This window comes from Thermococcus argininiproducens (genome assembly GCF_023746595.1).
Lineage (GTDB): Archaea > Methanobacteriota_B > Thermococci > Thermococcales > Thermococcaceae > Thermococcus_A > Thermococcus_A argininiproducens.
In genome coordinates, this window is the sequence record NZ_CP080572.1 from 871,676 (window position 1) to 888,096 (window position 16,421).

At 39.5% G+C, this 16,421-nt stretch carries 14 protein-coding genes; 12 read left to right on the top strand and 2 right to left on the bottom strand.

What is annotated here, in order from left to right; translation table 11 throughout:
• The first annotated feature begins 32 nt into the window (after positions 1-32).
• From ppsA to lipS2, 7 genes are all read left to right on the top strand, one after another.
• On the top strand, positions 33-2,399 hold the full coding sequence (ppsA, locus tag K1720_RS04500; protein WP_251950260.1) for a phosphoenolpyruvate synthase: 2,367 nt from the start codon (positions 33-35) through the stop codon (positions 2,397-2,399).
• Positions 2,400-2,579: 180 nt separating this feature from the next.
• Positions 2,580-3,950: an MATE family efflux transporter gene (locus K1720_RS04505; RefSeq protein WP_251950262.1), complete on the top strand. Its 1,371-nt coding sequence runs from the start codon at positions 2,580-2,582 to the stop codon at positions 3,948-3,950.
• Positions 3,951-3,983: 33 nt separating this feature from the next.
• Positions 3,984-5,357 (top strand): MATE family efflux transporter, encoded by a 1,374-nt coding sequence (locus K1720_RS04510; protein WP_251950264.1) that lies wholly within the window; start codon positions 3,984-3,986, stop codon positions 5,355-5,357.
• 54 nt (positions 5,358-5,411) lie between these two features.
• Entirely contained in the window at positions 5,412-6,326 is a 915-nt protein-coding gene (locus K1720_RS04515; protein WP_251950267.1) for a phosphate signaling complex PhoU family protein, read from the top strand.
• Between the two features lie 87 nt (positions 6,327-6,413).
• Positions 6,414-7,331: an isoaspartyl peptidase/L-asparaginase family protein gene (locus tag K1720_RS04520; protein WP_251950530.1), complete on the top strand. Its 918-nt coding sequence runs from the start codon at positions 6,414-6,416 to the stop codon at positions 7,329-7,331.
• An 11-nt stretch (positions 7,332-7,342) separates the two neighbouring features.
• The gene (locus tag K1720_RS04525; protein WP_251950269.1) at positions 7,343-8,512 is read left to right on the top strand and encodes an MFS transporter; all 1,170 of its coding nucleotides are present in this window, start codon (positions 7,343-7,345) and stop codon (positions 8,510-8,512) included.
• Positions 8,509-9,459, top strand: coding sequence for a LipS2 family lipoyl synthase (lipS2, locus tag K1720_RS04530; protein ID WP_251950270.1), 951 nt, complete (start codon positions 8,509-8,511; stop codon positions 9,457-9,459). Before K1720_RS04525 ends, lipS2 begins: the two co-directional genes overlap by 4 nt.
• On the opposite strand, the gene K1720_RS04535 is transcribed toward lipS2, so the two are convergent.
• A complete protein-coding gene (locus K1720_RS04535; protein WP_251950272.1) occupies positions 9,445-9,924 on the bottom strand; it encodes a hypothetical protein in 480 nt (159 codons plus the stop codon). The two genes, lipS2 and K1720_RS04535, sit on opposite strands and share 15 nt — an antisense overlap.
• 5 nt (positions 9,925-9,929) lie before the next feature.
• Complete coding sequence (locus K1720_RS04540) at positions 9,930-10,853, bottom strand: serine/threonine-protein kinase RIO2 (RefSeq protein ID WP_251950274.1); 924 nt, start codon at positions 10,851-10,853, stop codon at positions 9,930-9,932.
• Between the two features lie 84 nt (positions 10,854-10,937).
• Here K1720_RS04540 and K1720_RS04545 point away from each other — a divergent pair, with 84 nt between their 5' ends.
• The 5 genes from K1720_RS04545 to hydA all read left to right on the top strand — a co-directional run bounded on the left by K1720_RS04545 (position 10,938) and on the right by hydA (position 16,378).
• Positions 10,938-12,041: an MFS transporter gene (locus K1720_RS04545; RefSeq protein ID WP_251950276.1), complete on the top strand. Its 1,104-nt coding sequence runs from the start codon at positions 10,938-10,940 to the stop codon at positions 12,039-12,041.
• Positions 12,042-12,305: 264 nt separating this feature from the next.
• Positions 12,306-13,406, top strand: a complete 1,101-nt coding sequence (gene hydB / locus K1720_RS04550; protein ID WP_055282504.1) for an NADPH-dependent hydrogenase/sulfhydrogenase 1 subunit beta — start codon at positions 12,306-12,308, stop codon at positions 13,404-13,406.
• A complete protein-coding gene (hydG, locus tag K1720_RS04555; RefSeq protein ID WP_055282543.1) occupies positions 13,406-14,299 on the top strand; it encodes an NADPH-dependent hydrogenase/sulfhydrogenase 1 subunit gamma in 894 nt (297 codons plus the stop codon). Before hydB ends, hydG begins: the two co-directional genes overlap by 1 nt.
• Positions 14,300-14,309: 10 nt before the next feature.
• On the top strand, positions 14,310-15,098 hold the full coding sequence (hydD, locus tag K1720_RS04560) for an NADPH-dependent hydrogenase/sulfhydrogenase 1 subunit delta (protein WP_251950278.1): 789 nt from the start codon (positions 14,310-14,312) through the stop codon (positions 15,096-15,098).
• A complete protein-coding gene (hydA, locus tag K1720_RS04565) occupies positions 15,098-16,378 on the top strand; it encodes an NADPH-dependent hydrogenase/sulfhydrogenase 1 subunit alpha (protein WP_251950533.1) in 1,281 nt (426 codons plus the stop codon). The genes hydD and hydA overlap by 1 nt, the downstream gene beginning before the upstream one ends.
• Positions 16,379-16,421 lie beyond the last annotated feature (43 nt).

Here is a 16,421-nt window from a genome sequence, read left to right on the forward strand (position 1 = left end):
CACCCACGGTTATTCTAAAAGGAGGGATCGAGATGGAATATAGATTCATAAAGTGGTTTGAGGAACTGAGAAAAGAAGACGTCCCACTTGTAGGTGGGAAGGGTGCAAACCTTGGAGAAATGACAAGCGCAGGAATACCAGTCCCACCGGGATTCTGTGTTACAGCTGAGGCATACAAGTATTTTGTTGAAAATGTCAAGGTTGAAGATGGAAGAACTCTTCAAGAGTGGATTATGGATGTTGTAAGTAAAACTAATGTTGACGACAGCAAACAACTCCAAGAGAACACTGCCAAGATTAGGGAGAAAATAATCTCAATGGAAATGCCTGAGGAGATAGCTAAAGAAATAGAGCAGGCCTATAAAGAGCTTTCACAAAGATTTGGTAAGGAAGAGGTCTATGTTGCTGTTAGAAGCTCAGCTACAGCTGAAGATCTTCCAGAGGCCTCTTTTGCAGGTCAACAGGAGACATATCTTGATGTTGTTGGTGTTGATGACGTTAAGGAGAAAGTTAAAAGATGCTGGGCTTCACTTTGGACTGCAAGAGCTACCTTCTATAGAGCAAAACAAGGATTTGACCACTCAAAGGTTTACTTGAGTGCCGTTGTTCAAAAGATGGTTAACAGTGAGACAAGTGGTGTTATGTTCACTGCAAACCCTGTCACAAGTGATAGAAGCGAGATAATGATAAATGCTGCATGGGGACTTGGTGAAGCAGTAGTTAGTGGTGCTGTAAGCCCTGATGAGTATATTGTCGAGAAGGGCACATGGAAGATTAAGGAGAAATTCATTGCTAAGAAGGAAATAATGATTGTCAGGAACCCCGAGACAGGTAAGGGAACTGTTAAAGTTTCAACTGCTGAGTACCTTGGCCCAGAGTATGTTGAGAAGCAAGTACTTACAGATGAACAAATAATTGAAGTTGCCCAAATAGGTGCCAAGATTGAGGAACACTACGGATGGCCACAAGACATTGAGTGGGCCTATGATAAGGATGATGGCAAGCTTTATATCGTCCAGTCAAGGCCTGTTACAACATTAAAAGAGGAAGTTAAAACGGAGGAAGCTGAAATGACTGAAGAAATGAAGGTTCTTCTTAAGGGTCTTGGTGCCTCACCAGGAATTGGTGCAGGTAAGGTTGTCATCATATTTGAAGCTGATGAAATTGACAAGGTTAAGGAAGGAGACATCCTTGTTACTACAATGACCAACCCAGACATGGTCCCAGCAATGAAGAGGGCTGCAGCTATTGTTACTGACGAGGGTGGAAGAACATGCCACGCTGCCATTGTTTCAAGAGAACTTGGTATTCCAGCTGTCGTTGGTACTAAGGAAGCTACAAAGGTTCTCAAGGATGGGATGCTCATAACTGTTGACGGTACAAGAGGTGTTGTTTACGAGGGTATCGTTAAGAGCCTTGTTAAAGAGAAGGAAGAGGAAAAAGCAGCTGGCCAAGTTGTGGTGGCTGGAGCTCCACTTGTCACAGCCACGGAGGTGAAGGTAAACGTTTCAATGCCTGAAGTTGCTGAGAGAGCAGCTGCTACTGGTGCTGATGGCGTAGGATTACTCAGAGCAGAGCACATGATTTTAGGTATTGGAGCACACCCAATCAAGTTTATCAACGAGGGTAAGGAAGAAGAACTCGTTGAGAAGCTTGTTGAAGGTATTAGAACAGTAGTTGAGGCATTCTATCCAAGGAGGGTCTGGTACAGAACTCTTGATGCCCCAACCAATGAGTTCAGAGAACTTCCTGGTGGAGAAGACGAACCAGAAGAAAGAAACCCAATGCTTGGATGGAGAGGAATTAGAAGAGGACTTGACCAACCAGAGCTTCTCAAGGCTGAGTTTAAGGCTATCAAGAGACTCGTTGATGAGGGTTATGATAACATAGGAGTAATGCTTCCACTTGTCAGCCATGTTGAACAAGTAAGAGAAGCAAAGAGAATCGCAAGAGAAGTCGGTCTTGAGCCACACAAGGATGTTGAGTTCGGTGTCATGGTTGAAACACCAGCATCAGCTCTCATTATTGAAGACCTCTGTAAAGAAGGCATTGACTTTATCAGCTTTGGTACAAATGACCTTACTCAGTACACACTTGCAATAGACAGAGACAACGAGAGAGTCTTCAAACTTTACGATGAGACACACCCAGCAGTTGTCAAGCTTATTAAACATGTTATCAAGGTATGTAAGAAGTATGGTGTTGAGACAAGCATTTGTGGACAAGCAGCTAGCGATCCAAAGATGGCAAAGATCCTTGTTAGACTTGGTATTGACAGCCTCTCGGCTAACCCAGATGCAGTTGAGCTCATAAGGAAAGTAGTTGCAAGAGAAGAGCAGAGAATGATGCTTGAAGCTGCCAGAAAGCAGATATACAAGGAAGAAGAGCTCGAATTCTGAACTCTTTAATTTCTTTTCTCTTAATTGTTTGTTTTGGGTTTTTAATGCTTTTTTGCGGATAATTTATCCATAATAAGCTTTTTATAATAACGTTTCGATTTTCATTTAATTAACCTCGATGTCCAATTTTGGAGGAACAAATATAGTAGATGATCATCAAATCCGCAGTTGGTGGAGAACTTGGATGGGGAAAAACTCCAAGCAATGCGACAAGAAATTGTAGAGGGAAACATAGAGAGAACTATGCTTAAGTTAGCTTATCCATTGATTATTAATAATATGGTCCAAGTTCTTTACAACTTAACTGATACGTTTTGGCTTGGCAGACTTGGTACAGAGGAACTTTCTGCTCCAGGAACTTCTTGGCCTCTTGTGTGGTTCTTCATGAGCATTGGAATGGGATTTACCACTGCTGGGTTTGCCTTTGTAAGTCAGTATGTTGGAGCAAAGGATTATGAAAAAGCTAATCGCGCTGCTGGTGCTTTATACTCACTTATGATGATCTTCTCAGCGTTTGTAGCCATATTTGGTTTAGTTATAGCGCCTTTTGCACTCAAGTTTATGAAGGTTACACCAGAAGTTTACCCCTATGCTCTTAGTTATATTAGGATAATTTTTATTGGAATACCTTTCTCGTTTACATTATTCGCCTTCAACTTCCTCTTAAGAGCAGTTGGGGATACAAAAACACCAGTAAAAATTAACATGTTTACAGTTTTCCTTAATATTATTCTTGATCCTCTCCTTATCTTTGGATGGCTGGGATTTCCGAAATTGGGGGTTATAGGTGCTGCTGTTGCCACAATGTTCTCAAATAGTGTTGGTTCATTAATTGGAGGGTATTTACTCTTCAGGGGAAAGGTAGGGATACATTTGACCCTTGAGAATCTTAAACCCGAATGGAGCTTTTATGAACGCATTTTTAGAGTCGGTTTGCCTTCAAGTGTAGGGTTCTCTACAGACGCTTTTGGATTTGTAGTCCTTACGAGGATAATCTACATCTATGGGACTGTTGCCTTTGCTACATATACAATAGGAAACAGACTTACGAATTTTATGTTTGCTATAGCGAATGGAATAAGCCAAGCAATGGGAACCATGGTAGGACAGAATGTTGGTGCTGAGAAATATGAAAGGGCAAAAAAGATCGCTGAGAGGGCCATGCTTACCAATTTACTCGTGCTAGGGATTGGGACGATAATAGTAGTTGTATTTAGAGCCCAGATATTTGGCTTCTTTATTAAAGATGAGAGAGTGTTGAATGAGAGTGTTAAATTTGTGAGATACTTTGCATTCTCTTTGCCATTTTTTGGAATTTTTGCTGCCGTAAGTAATGTTTTCCAGAGTTCGGGGCATACAAAGAAGAGCATGGTTTTAGGTATGTTAAGACTGTGGATGCTTAGAATACCTCTAGCCTACTCTCTTGGGAAGTTCACTGCAGATACAATGGGAGTATGGCTTGGAATGGGGTTAAGCAATGTGCTAGCTGCTGTAATTGGGTTTTTGTGGTTCTTGAGAGGTTCATGGATGAAAAGGATAATAGACCATTAAGTTTATATATTAACGCTTCGATAAGTATTTAATATGGCAAAGATAGACCAGATGCGGATCGAAATTCTAGAAGGGAACATAGAAAAGACACTTTTCAGACTAGCTTATCCATTAATAATCAACAACCTTATTCATGTGCTCTATAACATAACTGATACTTTTTGGCTTGGAAAAATTGGGAGAGAGGCATTATCAGCTCCAGGAGTATCTTGGCCTCTTATTGGAACTCTTATGAATTTAGGACAAGGATTTGCTATTGCAGGATTTGCTTTTGTGGGTCAGTATATAGGGGCGAAAGAATACCAAAAAGCCAATAAGGCTGCTGGGGCATTGTATTCTCTGGTTCTATTTTTTGCTTCTTTAACTGCTATTGTAGGGTTTCTTATCACACCCAAGGCTTTGGAATTCATGAAGGTTACTCCCAATGTCTATCCTTATGCCTTAACTTATGTTAGGATAATCTTTTTGGGTTTGCCGTTTTCATTCATGGGATTTGCGTTTAGTGCCCTTATGAGGGCCACGGGGGATACAAAAACACCAGTTAAGATAAATATCTTCACAGTGTTGCTTAATGTTATTCTTGATCCAATTTTGATATTTGGGTTCTTTGGGGTTCCGAGACTTGGAGTGGCTGGAGCTGCAATAGCTACGGTCTTTTCAAATACTTTGGGATCAATAATCGGTACATACCTTCTTTTCACAGGAAAAGCTGGTTTGCATCTTACTTTTACTTCTTTGAGACCGGATTTTGTCTTTTATAAGAAAATTTTTAGAGTAGGCCTTCCCTCCGGAATTGGCCAATCTGCGAACAGTTTTGGATTTGTTATCTTAACTCGTATAATATTTGGCTTTGGTGATGTTACATACGCTGCTTATACAATTACAACTCGCCTTGTGAATTTTCTCACGAGCATCTCTAGGGGGATAAGCATGGCGATGGGAACTATGATAGCCCAAAACGTTGGCGCTGAGAACTATGAGAGGGCAAGGAAGATTGCCGAGAGGACGATGATAGTAAACGTTGCTATAGCAACTACAGCCGTCATTGTCATTGGAGCCTTAAGAGTGCCGATTTTTAGAATTTTCCTCGATGATAGAGCGGTTGTTGAGGAGAGTGCAATTGTTTGGAGATACTTCTTAACTTCTGTTCCATTTTTTAATGGTCTCTTTGTTGTAGTTAATAACGTCTTTAGAGCTTCAGGGCATACAAAGAAGAGCATGATGCTTGGAATCCTAAGACTTTGGGGCCTAAGAATACCTTTGAGTTATTTTCTTGGCTATATTATCATTGGATCATCTATGGGAGTTTTCCTAGGTATGGGACTTAGTAATGTTATAGCAGGGCTTTTTGGTTTTGCATGGTTTTTAAGGGGAACATGGATGAAGAGGATTATAGATGAAGAATAGAGTATCATAATATTTATATTCTACACAATTCTCTATATAGATCGGGTGATATATATGGAGTTTAGAAAGATACAATTTACGGGAAGAAGCTCATATATAATATCACTTCCAAAAAAATGGGTTAGAGAGAATAATCTGAAACAAGGGGATATAGTTCCTATAACTATAAACCCTGATGGATCGCTTTTGATATTCCCTAAGGAACCAAGAGAAATAAGTGAAAGTAGAGAACTTTTAATCTCTAAAGAAATTTCCCCGGACATGGCTGTGAGGCTATTAATTTCTGCTTATATTCAAGGCTATGATATTATAGATGTGAAATTTACAGAAGACATGCCAATATATAAAGTGAAAATACGCCAAACGATTCAAAACCTTCCAGGACTAGAGATAATCTTAGAAGAGCCGCTTAGAATTACAAGTAAAAGCTTGCTCGCTGATGAAGAGGTAAACCTGAAGGAGATCATAGAAAGATTAACTTCAATTTTAATCTCCATGATTGAGGATCTGACACTTATAAGTGAGTTCGAGAAAAAGGAAGTACTTAGAGATATAAATGGACTAGAAAATGAGCTCGACCGCTTTTACTTTCTAACCTTAAGGGCAGTGAATAAGATTCTCTCCGGAGGAAGCATAGTTAAGGATGGTGGGTTAATTAAACGAAATTTCGACCTTCTTGGAGTGCTGTTTATAGTTCGTAATATTGAAAGAATAGGAGATCATATGGTGCGGATTGCTGAGAATTTTGATCCAGATCTTAATATTGCATACTTAAAAGAAATAATCCAAAAAGTGATGAGTCAGATGACTAGAAAAGACCTAAAGAAAATTGATGCAATAATGCTCGAATTAAAAGAACATATAAAGTCAATAGATTATAGAAAATCCTTGGCCATGGATAGCTATCGTAGGATACTCGAGTATCTCGAAAATATAGGAGAAACCATAATCAACATGAGTCTAAGCTAATGAGGGCTATGGACGTATTAAGGCTACTCTCTTTCCGTTTCCATAATGCTTTTAACCTTTCGAAGACATTAATTGATGGTGGCGTTCATGAAGGCGATTATTGTTCATGGTGGGGCCGGTACAATAAGAAATGAAGAGAGAATTCCAAAGATTCTTGAAGGAGTAAGAGAGGCTGTTTTAGCAGGTTGGAAAGAATTAAAAAGGGGTTCAGCTCTTGATGCAGTTGAAGAGGCTGTTAAAGTGTTGGAGGATAATCCCATCTTTAATGCAGGAACTGGCAGTGTTTTAACCTTGGATGGTAAAGTTGAGATGGATGCAGCTATTATGAGTTCTAATCTGGAAGCAGGAGCTGTAGCTGGTGTATGGGGTGTTAAAAATCCAATAAGTGTTGCGAGAAAGGTCATGGAAAAAACAGATCATGTACTCCTTGTGGGAGAGGGGGCCGTTAAATTTGCTCGTTTGGTAGGGTTTGAAGAGTATGACCCAATAACAGAAGAAAGACTTGAACAATGGAAAAAACTCAAAGAGAAGCTTCTCAACGAGGGATCTATACCTCACTGGAAAAGAATAAGTGAGCTGATAAGGGAATATCCTGAACTTCTTAGAAGCACGGTGGGGGCTGTAGCATTTGACGGAGAAGAAATTGTGGCTGGCACATCAACAGGAGGAGTATTCCTAAAAATGTTTGGGAGGGTTGGCGATACTCCAATAATTGGGAGTGGAACTTATGCTAACGAATTTGCAGGAGCTTCATGTACTGGCCTTGGGGAAGTCGCTATGAAATTAGCCCTGGCTAAAACAGCGACAGATTTTGTTAAATCTGGTATGAATGCTCAAAAAGCTAGTGAAGCTGCCATTGAGCTAGCTACTCGGTATTTTGGAAATGATAATATGGGAATAATAATGGTTGATATAAATGGTAACATAGGTTTTGCGAGAAATACAAAACATATGAGTGTTGCATATCTAAAAGAGGGTATGGAAAAGCCAATTGCCGACATTTAGGAGATAGGGCCATGGAAAGAAAAGATCTTTGGCTTCTTCACTTTTCGACATTTTTCTTCTTCTTAGGATATATTTTAGTAGCTCCTCTAATTTCTCCGCTTGCTATTCAGCTTGGGGCAACTCCCTTTGTTGTAGGAACTGTGGCTTCAGTCTCATCAATTTTCGCTTTTGCCTTAAAACCAGTAGGAGGAATTTTGGGAGATAGGGGAAAGAGTTTTGAAGTTATGATGCTTGGTACTCTCTTTGGAGCAGTAGCTGGTATGTTTTATGTACTCTCTTTCTTCATGAAAAGCTTGGTGATCTTTGCTGTAGGACGGGCAGTTCATGGGATGGCCGCCGCGTTTTTCTTCCCATCATCTCTCTCAACAGCCATAGACCTTGCACCTAAGGGCAGGGTGGGAGAGACATTAGGATGGAGAGGAACGATGTTTTCTATAAGCCAGCTTATAGGTCCTGCATTAGGAGGGTTTATGGCTGATTATCTTGGGTTCCAGTCAGCGTTTTTATTCACCATCATCATTTCTTTAGTCGGTTTTCTGTTTGTTCTAAAGGCGTATAGGGAGGTTAGAACTAAAGTAGAGGCAAGAGCGCAGGAAGAAATCAAAGGATCTTACAGAGATCTAATAACGGCCCCATTTATTTTTGCGTCTTTTTCACTCCTTTTCATGGTTTTTGCATATAGTGGGATGTACACATTCCTTCCTGCATATTACAAAATTTCAGGTCTTGGGACAAGTGTTTTTGGTATCTATGCTAGTATTATGGGTGGTTTCAGTCTCTTAACTAGGGTTTTTGGAGGCAAAGAAGCTGATAAGAGAGGGCCTGTACCAGTGGCTTCGATAGGAATCATTTTAATAACTTCAGCATATTTAGCCTTATTTTCGTATTTACTACCTCCCAAGGCATATTTAAGTGCTATTGTCCTTGGAGCAGGGTTTGGTCTAACGGTTCCTTCTCTGCAGATGCTGGCTTTGGCAAATTTGCCTAAAAATATACGTGGAATGGGATCGAGTGTTTATACGATGTTTTTTGATCTTGGTTATCTTTCGGGCCCCTTAATTTTGGGGTATGTTGCAGAGCTTGAAGGGTATGAGAGGATATTCCTCTTCCTCCCAATCCTAACCTTTTTATCCCTCCTAAGTCTCATAATTCTTAAGGTAGTAAGGAGGAGTAAAAAATGAAAATCAGAGTTTCCTATGGAACTGCAGTAATGTTAGGGTTAAAAAGAGGCAGAATGTTAGCAAGGCCTACGACAGCCTATTTTATGACATATTACGAAGGAAAGTGCCTCAATAATTGTGCTTTCTGTGTCCAGGCAAGAGAAAGCAGAGCAGATGTAGAGAAACTTTCCAGAATAACTTGGCCTGCCTTTGATTTAAATGACGTAGTGTCTAGACTCGGAGATTCGAACTTTGCGAGGATATGTCTTCAAACTATAGACTATCCAAATCTTGTGAAAGACGTGTTAGTACTTCTTAAGGCATTTTCTGGAGTTGAGCTGCCGGTTTCTCTTTCAATTACTCCTGTAAATAGGGAGTATCTTAGACAATTTAAGAAATTTGGTGTCGATTACGTGGGAGTGGGTTTAGATGTCGCAAGTGAAGAAATTTATAACATGATAAAGGACTCTATGTACACTTGGGATGAAATGTGGGAGTTTGCAAAGGACATTATACAGATTTTTGGAGAAAGAAGTGCGTTTATCCATTTAATCTTTGGGTTAGGCGAAAGTGAGGAGGAATTTTTGGGTACAATTCAAAGGGCATACGATATTGGGGCGGAAGTTTCCATTTTTGCGTTTACTCCAGTTAGGGGGACTGCTCTTGAGAGGAGGTCTCCTCCACCTCTTGAAAGATACAGATTGATGCAGATTGGTCTCTATCTAATTAAGAACGGAATAAAAAGGATTGAAGATTTTAAGTTTAAAGATGGAAAGCTCGTTAGTTTTGACCTCTCACGAGAAGAGTTTTTCAAAGTGCTTAGTGAAGGAGCTTTCATGACTCATGGATGTCCAGGATGTAATAGGCCGTATTATAACGAAAAGCCAAGCAGTGAACCATACAACTTTCCTATAAGGCCAGAGAAAGAATACTTAAATAAAGTTCTTCAAGGGTTATTCCAAAAGTAAACGAATTATGTTTTTGAGTTCATTTGTTTTTAAACTATTTATAATTGATTGGGCTTCTCTGTGATTACCTCTTGCGATAGCATTTATAGCTCTTGAGAAGTCATACAGCTCTTCATTTTTCTTCTCTGTTACAGTTTCAAAATTGCTACTTAAAGAACTTATTTTATTATTTTTCTTTATTATTATGAAAATGCTTTTGAGTCTTTCTAATCCTAGGAAATACATTTCTTGGTTTGGAGCATATAGAATAGCTTTAAAAGCATTATTTATTGCATTCTTGTAGTTTTCTTCTTCTATATAAGTCTCCACAAGGCCAAAACAAGCTTCAAAATATAACCATGGATGAGAGCCCTCTGCTAATTCCATAACGGTGCTAAATTTTTCTTTTGCTATTTCTAGTTGTTTATTATTTAAAGCCTTTTGAGCATCTTTAAATACCAGTACTGCAAGCTCTTCTTTTTTCATCTTTATTACTCCCTTCTAAGGCTCATTTTGAAGGCTGCTTCGAATTCTTCCCAGACTTCTTCCCAATTTAATTTTACTCCCCATTTTTTCTTAAATGAGTTCAAAAGCACTTGTAGATCTCTTTCAAGATAATATTTAGCATCCGGAAATCCTGTTGTCAGATATTGGGGCCAATCAATTATTAATATGTCTCCATTACTTTTAAGGACTATGTTGTAAAGGCTCATATCAGAGTGTATTATGCCGAATTCCACTATCTTTTTGTATTCTTCTAGAACTTTATTAAGTATTTCAAGGGCTTCTTCTCTTGTTAGGTCTGTATCTGTAAGTTCTATAAGCTCAACACCTTCTATGAACTCCATGACAATTGCATGTCTGTTCCATGCAATTGGTTTTGGAACTTTTGCTATTGGGTTTAGAAGTTGAAGTGCCTCGTATTCTCTTTGGGCAACAAGTCTGGAAATATATAACCAGGAAATATGTCTTTTATCTATAAAATCGGGTCTGTAAAGTTTTATTCTTGTATAACTTGTTCTTCCAATTCGGTTAAACTTAACCGCAACTTTTTCTTCGCTGGGAGTTATCCCGATATATACATCGGCCTCTTTTCCAACGCCGATCTGGGTTTGGCTTATTGCTTTGATGACTCCTTTTTGGGCAAATGCCCTTATCACTAAAGCATCATATCCATGAATTGTTAGCTGATAACCAATATATCCTATATCACTCCTTCTTCTCACGAGCCCCCAGTTGTCAAGCTTTCCTAATCGATGAGAAGCAGTTTCGATATCAACTTTTGCAAATTTTGCAATATTCTCTAGAGGCACCCATTCGTAATGGCGCATATTTAACTCTACTCCTCTTAATACCTTAAAATCGAGATCTCTCAAGTTTGGATAGACTTCAAGTGCGAGAAGTTTGCTTACCATGTTCCTCCCATTCTCCCTACTTTCTCCCCTTTTTATACTTAACTCTTCGATAAATTTTTAAGCGTTTAATTATTCACCTAAAACATGCGTAAAAAGCTTCTCATACTGCTATCTCTTGGATGGATATTCAACTATGCCCACAGAATGTCTATTCCTCCTCTTATTCCTATTATTAAAGGAGAGTTTAGCATAACAAATGCTCAGGCAGGGTTGTTGATGACATCTCTTTTGCTTCCTTATGCATTAATTCAAGTTCCTGCGGGATATTTTGGGGATAAACTCGGCAGAAAAAGGCTTGTTGTAATGAGTATATTAGGATACTCACTGGCAAGTGCTTTTATGCTATTTGCAAGAGATTACTGGCATCTATTGGCTGTCAGAGCACTTTATGGTCTTTTTGCAGGGCTCTATTATGCTCCCTCTACTGCATTAATAAGTGAAATTTACAAAGAAAGAAAAGGCTCAGCATTGGGGATTTTCATGATTGGACCTCCCGTGGGAAGTGCGATTGCTCCAGCTATTGCAGTTCCAATAGCCTTAACTTTGGAGTGGAGATATTCATTTTTAGTCCTTTCTCTAATGAGTGCCACAATAGGAGTTGCTTTAATGTTCGCTATTAAAGGGGAAGTAAAACAGGTTGAAAGACCAAGGTTCCAGATTCCCAAAAATATTCTTGGCTTAAGTGTAATGAATTTTCTATTATTGGCTGCGTTCTTTGGAATATTGACTTTTCTTCCTGACTTCTTTGTTAACAAGGGTAGAAGTTTAGAGGAAGCCTCATTCTATTTTTCCATCCTTTCCATTGTTGGAATTTTTGGATCCATCGCAGGTGGAACAGTATACGATAAAATTAGGGAAGCTAGTTTGATATGCATTCTGTCCTTTAACGCTGTTTTGTCATTCATTCTGGTAAAAACGTCTTACCCGCCACTAGTCCTGCCTTTAGGTTTGTTTTTTTATTCAGTGGGTCCTGCAGTAACAGCTTACACCAGTGAGCATGCAACACCCGAGAACCTTGGAACTGTTATGGGGTTTGTTAATATGATGGGATTCTTTGGAGCGACGACTGGTCCGTATTTTGTAGGCTTCCTAATCGACAAAATAGGTTATGAAGGGGCTTTTTACTCGATTTCAGGGATGTATTTAGTGAGTATGTTAATCCTGGCCTTTGAAAAGATCCACTATTAGGATTTCATTTCATGTTCTTCGGTGTTTAACTAATACATTTGGGGACAAAAGTCTACATTGATGGAATGGATTAAACCATGTTGTAGTCTTCTGTTGGTTAAATACTTGATGACATAACTTTACAAAGGCAAGCTTGGTGTATTTAACCTTTGGTTAAAAAGCTAAGGGTTTAGAAATCCTTTTTTATACACAAAACAAGGCTTCATTGAGGATGAATAAAAATGTTCATTAATAGTATTTGTGTACATTGGTGGGGTGATAAAGTTGAGGTACGTTAAGCTACCAAAGGAGAATACTTATGAGTTCCTAGAACGTTTGAAGGATTGGGGAACACTTTATGCTCCCATAAAGATATCAGAAAAGTTCTATGACTTCAGAGAAGTTGATGATGTTAAGAAGATAGAGTTCAAGTACAATAGAACAATAATGCCACCGAAGAAGTTCTTCTTCCTACCTAGGGAGAAAATATTTGAGTTCAGCATCTCAAAGGCAGAGTACAATGAGGTTATTGAAAATGTGGAGCCGTTTATTATTTTTGGAGTGCATGCATGTGATATCTTTGGACTCAAGATAATGGATACAATATACCTTGATGATCTTCCGGACAAGTACTACAAGGTTAGAAGAGAAAAAGGCATAATAATAGGAATAAGCTGTATTCCAGACGAATATTGTTTTTGTAACTTAAGGGAAACAGACTTTGCAGACGATGGGTTTGATTTGTTCTTCCATGAGCTTCCAGATGGCTGGCTTGTAAGGGTAGGAAGTCCAAAGGGACACAGAATAGTGGATAAAAATATCAAGCTCTTTGAGGAAGTAACAAGTCAGGATGTATGCAACTTTAGAGACTTTGAAAACAAGAAGCACCAGCAGTTTAAGTACCATGAGGATTGGGGTAACCTCCGCTATTTGCTTGAGATGGAGATGGAGCACCCAATGTGGGATGAACAAAGTGAACTTTGTTTGGCCTGTGGTAATTGTAACTTAACCTGTCCAACCTGTAGATGCTATGAGGTTCAAGACATTCCAAATCTTGATGGGGATACAGGTGTTAGGATTAGGAGATGGGATTCTTGTCAGTTAAGAAGTCACGGCCTTGTAGCTGGAAATCACAACTTTAGACCAACGAAAAAATCTCGTTTTATGAACAGGTATCTATGTAAGAACTCATACAACGAGAAGCTTGGCATAAGTTATTGTGTTGGATGTGGAAGGTGTACTTACTTCTGTCCAGCAGAGATAAGCTTTGTAGAAAACTTGAGAACTATTTTGGGAGTAAAAGACAATTCATGTCCACCTGAGGTGGCGGAGGAGATGCCGAAGAGAGGATTCGCCTATGGCAGTTCTATGGGAGGTGAAGAATGATGAGCACGCCGGGAGAACTCATCCCTAAGGAAATTATGATGCCTAAAGAGAACCCTTACGTCCTTCATAAGGCAAAAGTACTTAAGCTTTACACATTAACCGAGACAGAGAAACTCTTCCTATTCCGTTTTGAAGACCCAGAATTAGCTGAAAAGTGGACTTTCAAACCTGGTCAATTTGTTCAGCTTACCATTCCAGGAGTCGGAGAAGTTCCAATTAGTATATGTTCATCAGCTATGAGAAAAGGATTCTTTGAGTTATGTATCAGAAAGGCAGGTAGGGTAACTGCAGTAATTCACAAGCTTAAGCCTGGAGACACGGTTCTAGTTAGAGGTCCTTATGGAAATGGGTTCCCTGTTGATGAGTGGGAAGGGATGGATTTACTCCTTATAGCAGCAGGCCTTGGAACTGCACCTCTTAGAAGCGTCTTTCTCTATGCAATGGACAACAGATGGAAGTACGGAAATATTACATTCATAAATACTGCAAGATATGGAAAAGATTTGCTATTTTACAAAGAGTTAGAGGCAATGAAAGATCTTGCTGAGGCAGAAAATGTCAAGATAATCCAGAGTGTTACTAGAGATCCAGATTGGCCAGGACTAAAAGGAAGACCCCAGCAATTTATTGTCGAGGCCAATACAAATCCAAAGAACACTGCAGTAGCTGTGTGTGGACCTCCAAGAATGTACAAGGCAGTTTTTGAGTCCCTTATAAACTATGGCTACCGCCCAGAGAACATCTATGTCACACTTGAGAGGAAAATGAAATGTGGAATAGGGAAGTGTGGACACTGTAATGTGGGAACAAGCACCTCTTGGAAATACATATGTAAAGATGGCCCTGTATTTGGGTACTTTGATATAATCTCAACACCTGGATTGCTTGACTGAGGTGAGAAGAATGAGCGAGAAAGTTAAAATTGGATTTTACGCTTTAACTTCATGCTATGGCTGTCAGCTTCAATTTGCCATGATGGATGAAGTGCTCCAACTTTTAGATAAAGCAAATATAGAATGCTGGTTTATGGTAGAGAGAGACAGTGATGAAGATAGAGAAGTTGATATAGCCTTCATAGAGGGGAGCGTCTCCACAGAGGAAGAAGTGGAGCTCGTGAAAAAGATCAGAGAAAAAGCAAAGATAGTAATTGCAGTGGGTTCATGTGCAATTCATGGTGGTGTGCAAAGCTGGGGTAAGGATAAGGGACTTAGTGAACTTTGGAAGAAGGTTTACGGCGAATCTCATGTTAAATTTGAACCTAAAATGGCTGAACCAGTGGAAAAATACATCAAAGTTGATTATAAGCTCTACGGATGTCCACCAGAGAAGAAAGACTTCCTCTATGCCTTGGGAACTTTCCTCGTAGGTTCATGGCCTGAGGACATTGACTATCCTGTTTGTGTGGAGTGCAGGATTAAGGGCAATCCCTGTATCCTTATAGAAAAAGGGGAGCCATGTTTAGGTCCATTGACAGTAGCCGGCTGTGATGCAAGGTGTCCAGGATTCAATGTTGCATGTATTGGATGTAGGGGTGCTGTAGGATACGATGTTGCATGGTTTGACTCCCTCGCATTGGAGTTCAAGAAAAAAGGCCTAACAAAGGAGGAAATACTGGAGAGAATGAAAATATTCAACGCTCACAACCCCAAGCTTGAGGAAATGGTTAACAAGATATTTGAGGAGGGAGAATGATGTACATTCCGATTACAGTTGATCATATAGCCCGTGTGGAAGGAAAGGGTGGAATCGAGATAGTAACAAGTGACGAGGGTGTTAAAGAAGTAAAGCTCAACATAATAGAAGGTCCTAGGTTTTTTGAGGCCATAACCATAGGGAAGAAACTGGACGAGGCATTAGCAATTTATCCAAGGGTATGTTCTTTTTGTTCTGCAGCTCATAAGCTCACCGCCTTAGAGGCTGCTGAGAAAGCCGTGGGTTTCACACCAAGGCCTGAGATACAAGATTTGAGAGATCTATTATATATAGGGGATATGATAGAAAGCCATGCCTTGCATCTTTACCTCTTAGTCCTTCCTGACTATCTCGGTTACTCAAATCCCCTCGCTATGGTTGACAAATATAAAAAAGAAATAGAATATGCGATGGCTCTCAAAAACATAGGCTCAAAGACAATGGATTACTTGGGTTCAAGGGCAATACACCAAGAAAATGCTATCTTAGGAGGTTTTGGAAAACTTCCAACAAAACGCCAATTCGAGGAGCTTAAGAGGGAATTAAAAGAAGTTCTCCCAATGGCAGAGTACACAGTAGAACTATTTGCAAAACTTGAGCAATACAAGGAAGTTAAAGATGAGGAAATGGTTCACATGGCTGTGAAACCAAGAAACGATGTTTATGGGATATACGGAGATTACATTAAAGTTAGTGATGGGTTTGAGTTTCCTGTGGAGGACTATAAAAAGTATATAGTGGAAAAGGTAGTTGAACACAGCTTTGCAAAGCATTCCTTTTACAAGGACAAACCCTTCATGGTTGGTGCGATCTCAAGAATAGTCAATAATGCTGACCTTCTCTACGGAAAAGCGAAGGAACTCTACAGCCAGTATAAAGACCTCCTAAGATACGACAACTGCTTTGCTAACAACTTTGCCCAAGCATTAGAGCTTGTATACTTTGTAGAGAGAGCAATAGACATAATTGATGACACTCTCGCAAAATGGCCTATAAAAGAAAGGGACGAAGTCGAGTTAAAGGACGGTTTTGGAGTAAGCATCACTGAGGCTCCAAGAGGATTACTGGTTTATGCTCTTGAAGTCAAAGATGGAAAAGTCAACTATGCAGATATCATAACTCCAACTGCAATGAACCTTGCAATAATGGAACGCCATGTTAGATTAATGGCAGAAAAACACTGGCAAGATGATCCTGAAAAGCTTAAATTACTTGCAGAGATGACTGTTAGAGCATACGATCCATGTATCTCCTGTTCAGTCCATGTTGTCAAACTCTGATTTTTTAGATTTTTAAACTCATTCTTATATTTTAGTTTTGGTG

Excerpts from the sequence above, each read along its gene's own strand:
- K1720_RS04545 (WP_251950276.1), top strand. The coding sequence starts at position 10,938 with ATGCGTAAAAAGCTTCTCATACTGCTATCTCTTGGATGGATATTCAAC.
- K1720_RS04520 (WP_251950530.1), top strand. The coding sequence starts at position 6,414 with ATGAAGGCGATTATTGTTCATGGTGGGGCCGGTACAATAAGAAATGAA.
- ppsA (WP_251950260.1), top strand. The coding sequence starts at position 33 with ATGGAATATAGATTCATAAAGTGGTTTGAGGAACTGAGAAAAGAAGAC.
- K1720_RS04540 (WP_251950274.1), bottom strand. The coding sequence starts at position 10,853 with ATGGTAAGCAAACTTCTCGCACTTGAAGTCTATCCAAACTTGAGAGAT.
- hydA (WP_251950533.1), top strand. The coding sequence starts at position 15,098 with ATGTACATTCCGATTACAGTTGATCATATAGCCCGTGTGGAAGGAAAG.
- hydG (WP_055282543.1), top strand. The coding sequence starts at position 13,406 with ATGAGCACGCCGGGAGAACTCATCCCTAAGGAAATTATGATGCCTAAA.
- lipS2 (WP_251950270.1), top strand. The coding sequence starts at position 8,509 with ATGAAAATCAGAGTTTCCTATGGAACTGCAGTAATGTTAGGGTTAAAA.
- K1720_RS04535 (WP_251950272.1), bottom strand. The coding sequence starts at position 9,924 with ATGAAAAAAGAAGAGCTTGCAGTACTGGTATTTAAAGATGCTCAAAAG.
- K1720_RS04515 (WP_251950267.1), top strand. The coding sequence starts at position 5,412 with ATGGAGTTTAGAAAGATACAATTTACGGGAAGAAGCTCATATATAATA.
- K1720_RS04510 (WP_251950264.1), top strand. The coding sequence starts at position 3,984 with ATGGCAAAGATAGACCAGATGCGGATCGAAATTCTAGAAGGGAACATA.
- hydD (WP_251950278.1), top strand. The coding sequence starts at position 14,310 with ATGAGCGAGAAAGTTAAAATTGGATTTTACGCTTTAACTTCATGCTAT.
- K1720_RS04525 (WP_251950269.1), top strand. The coding sequence starts at position 7,343 with ATGGAAAGAAAAGATCTTTGGCTTCTTCACTTTTCGACATTTTTCTTC.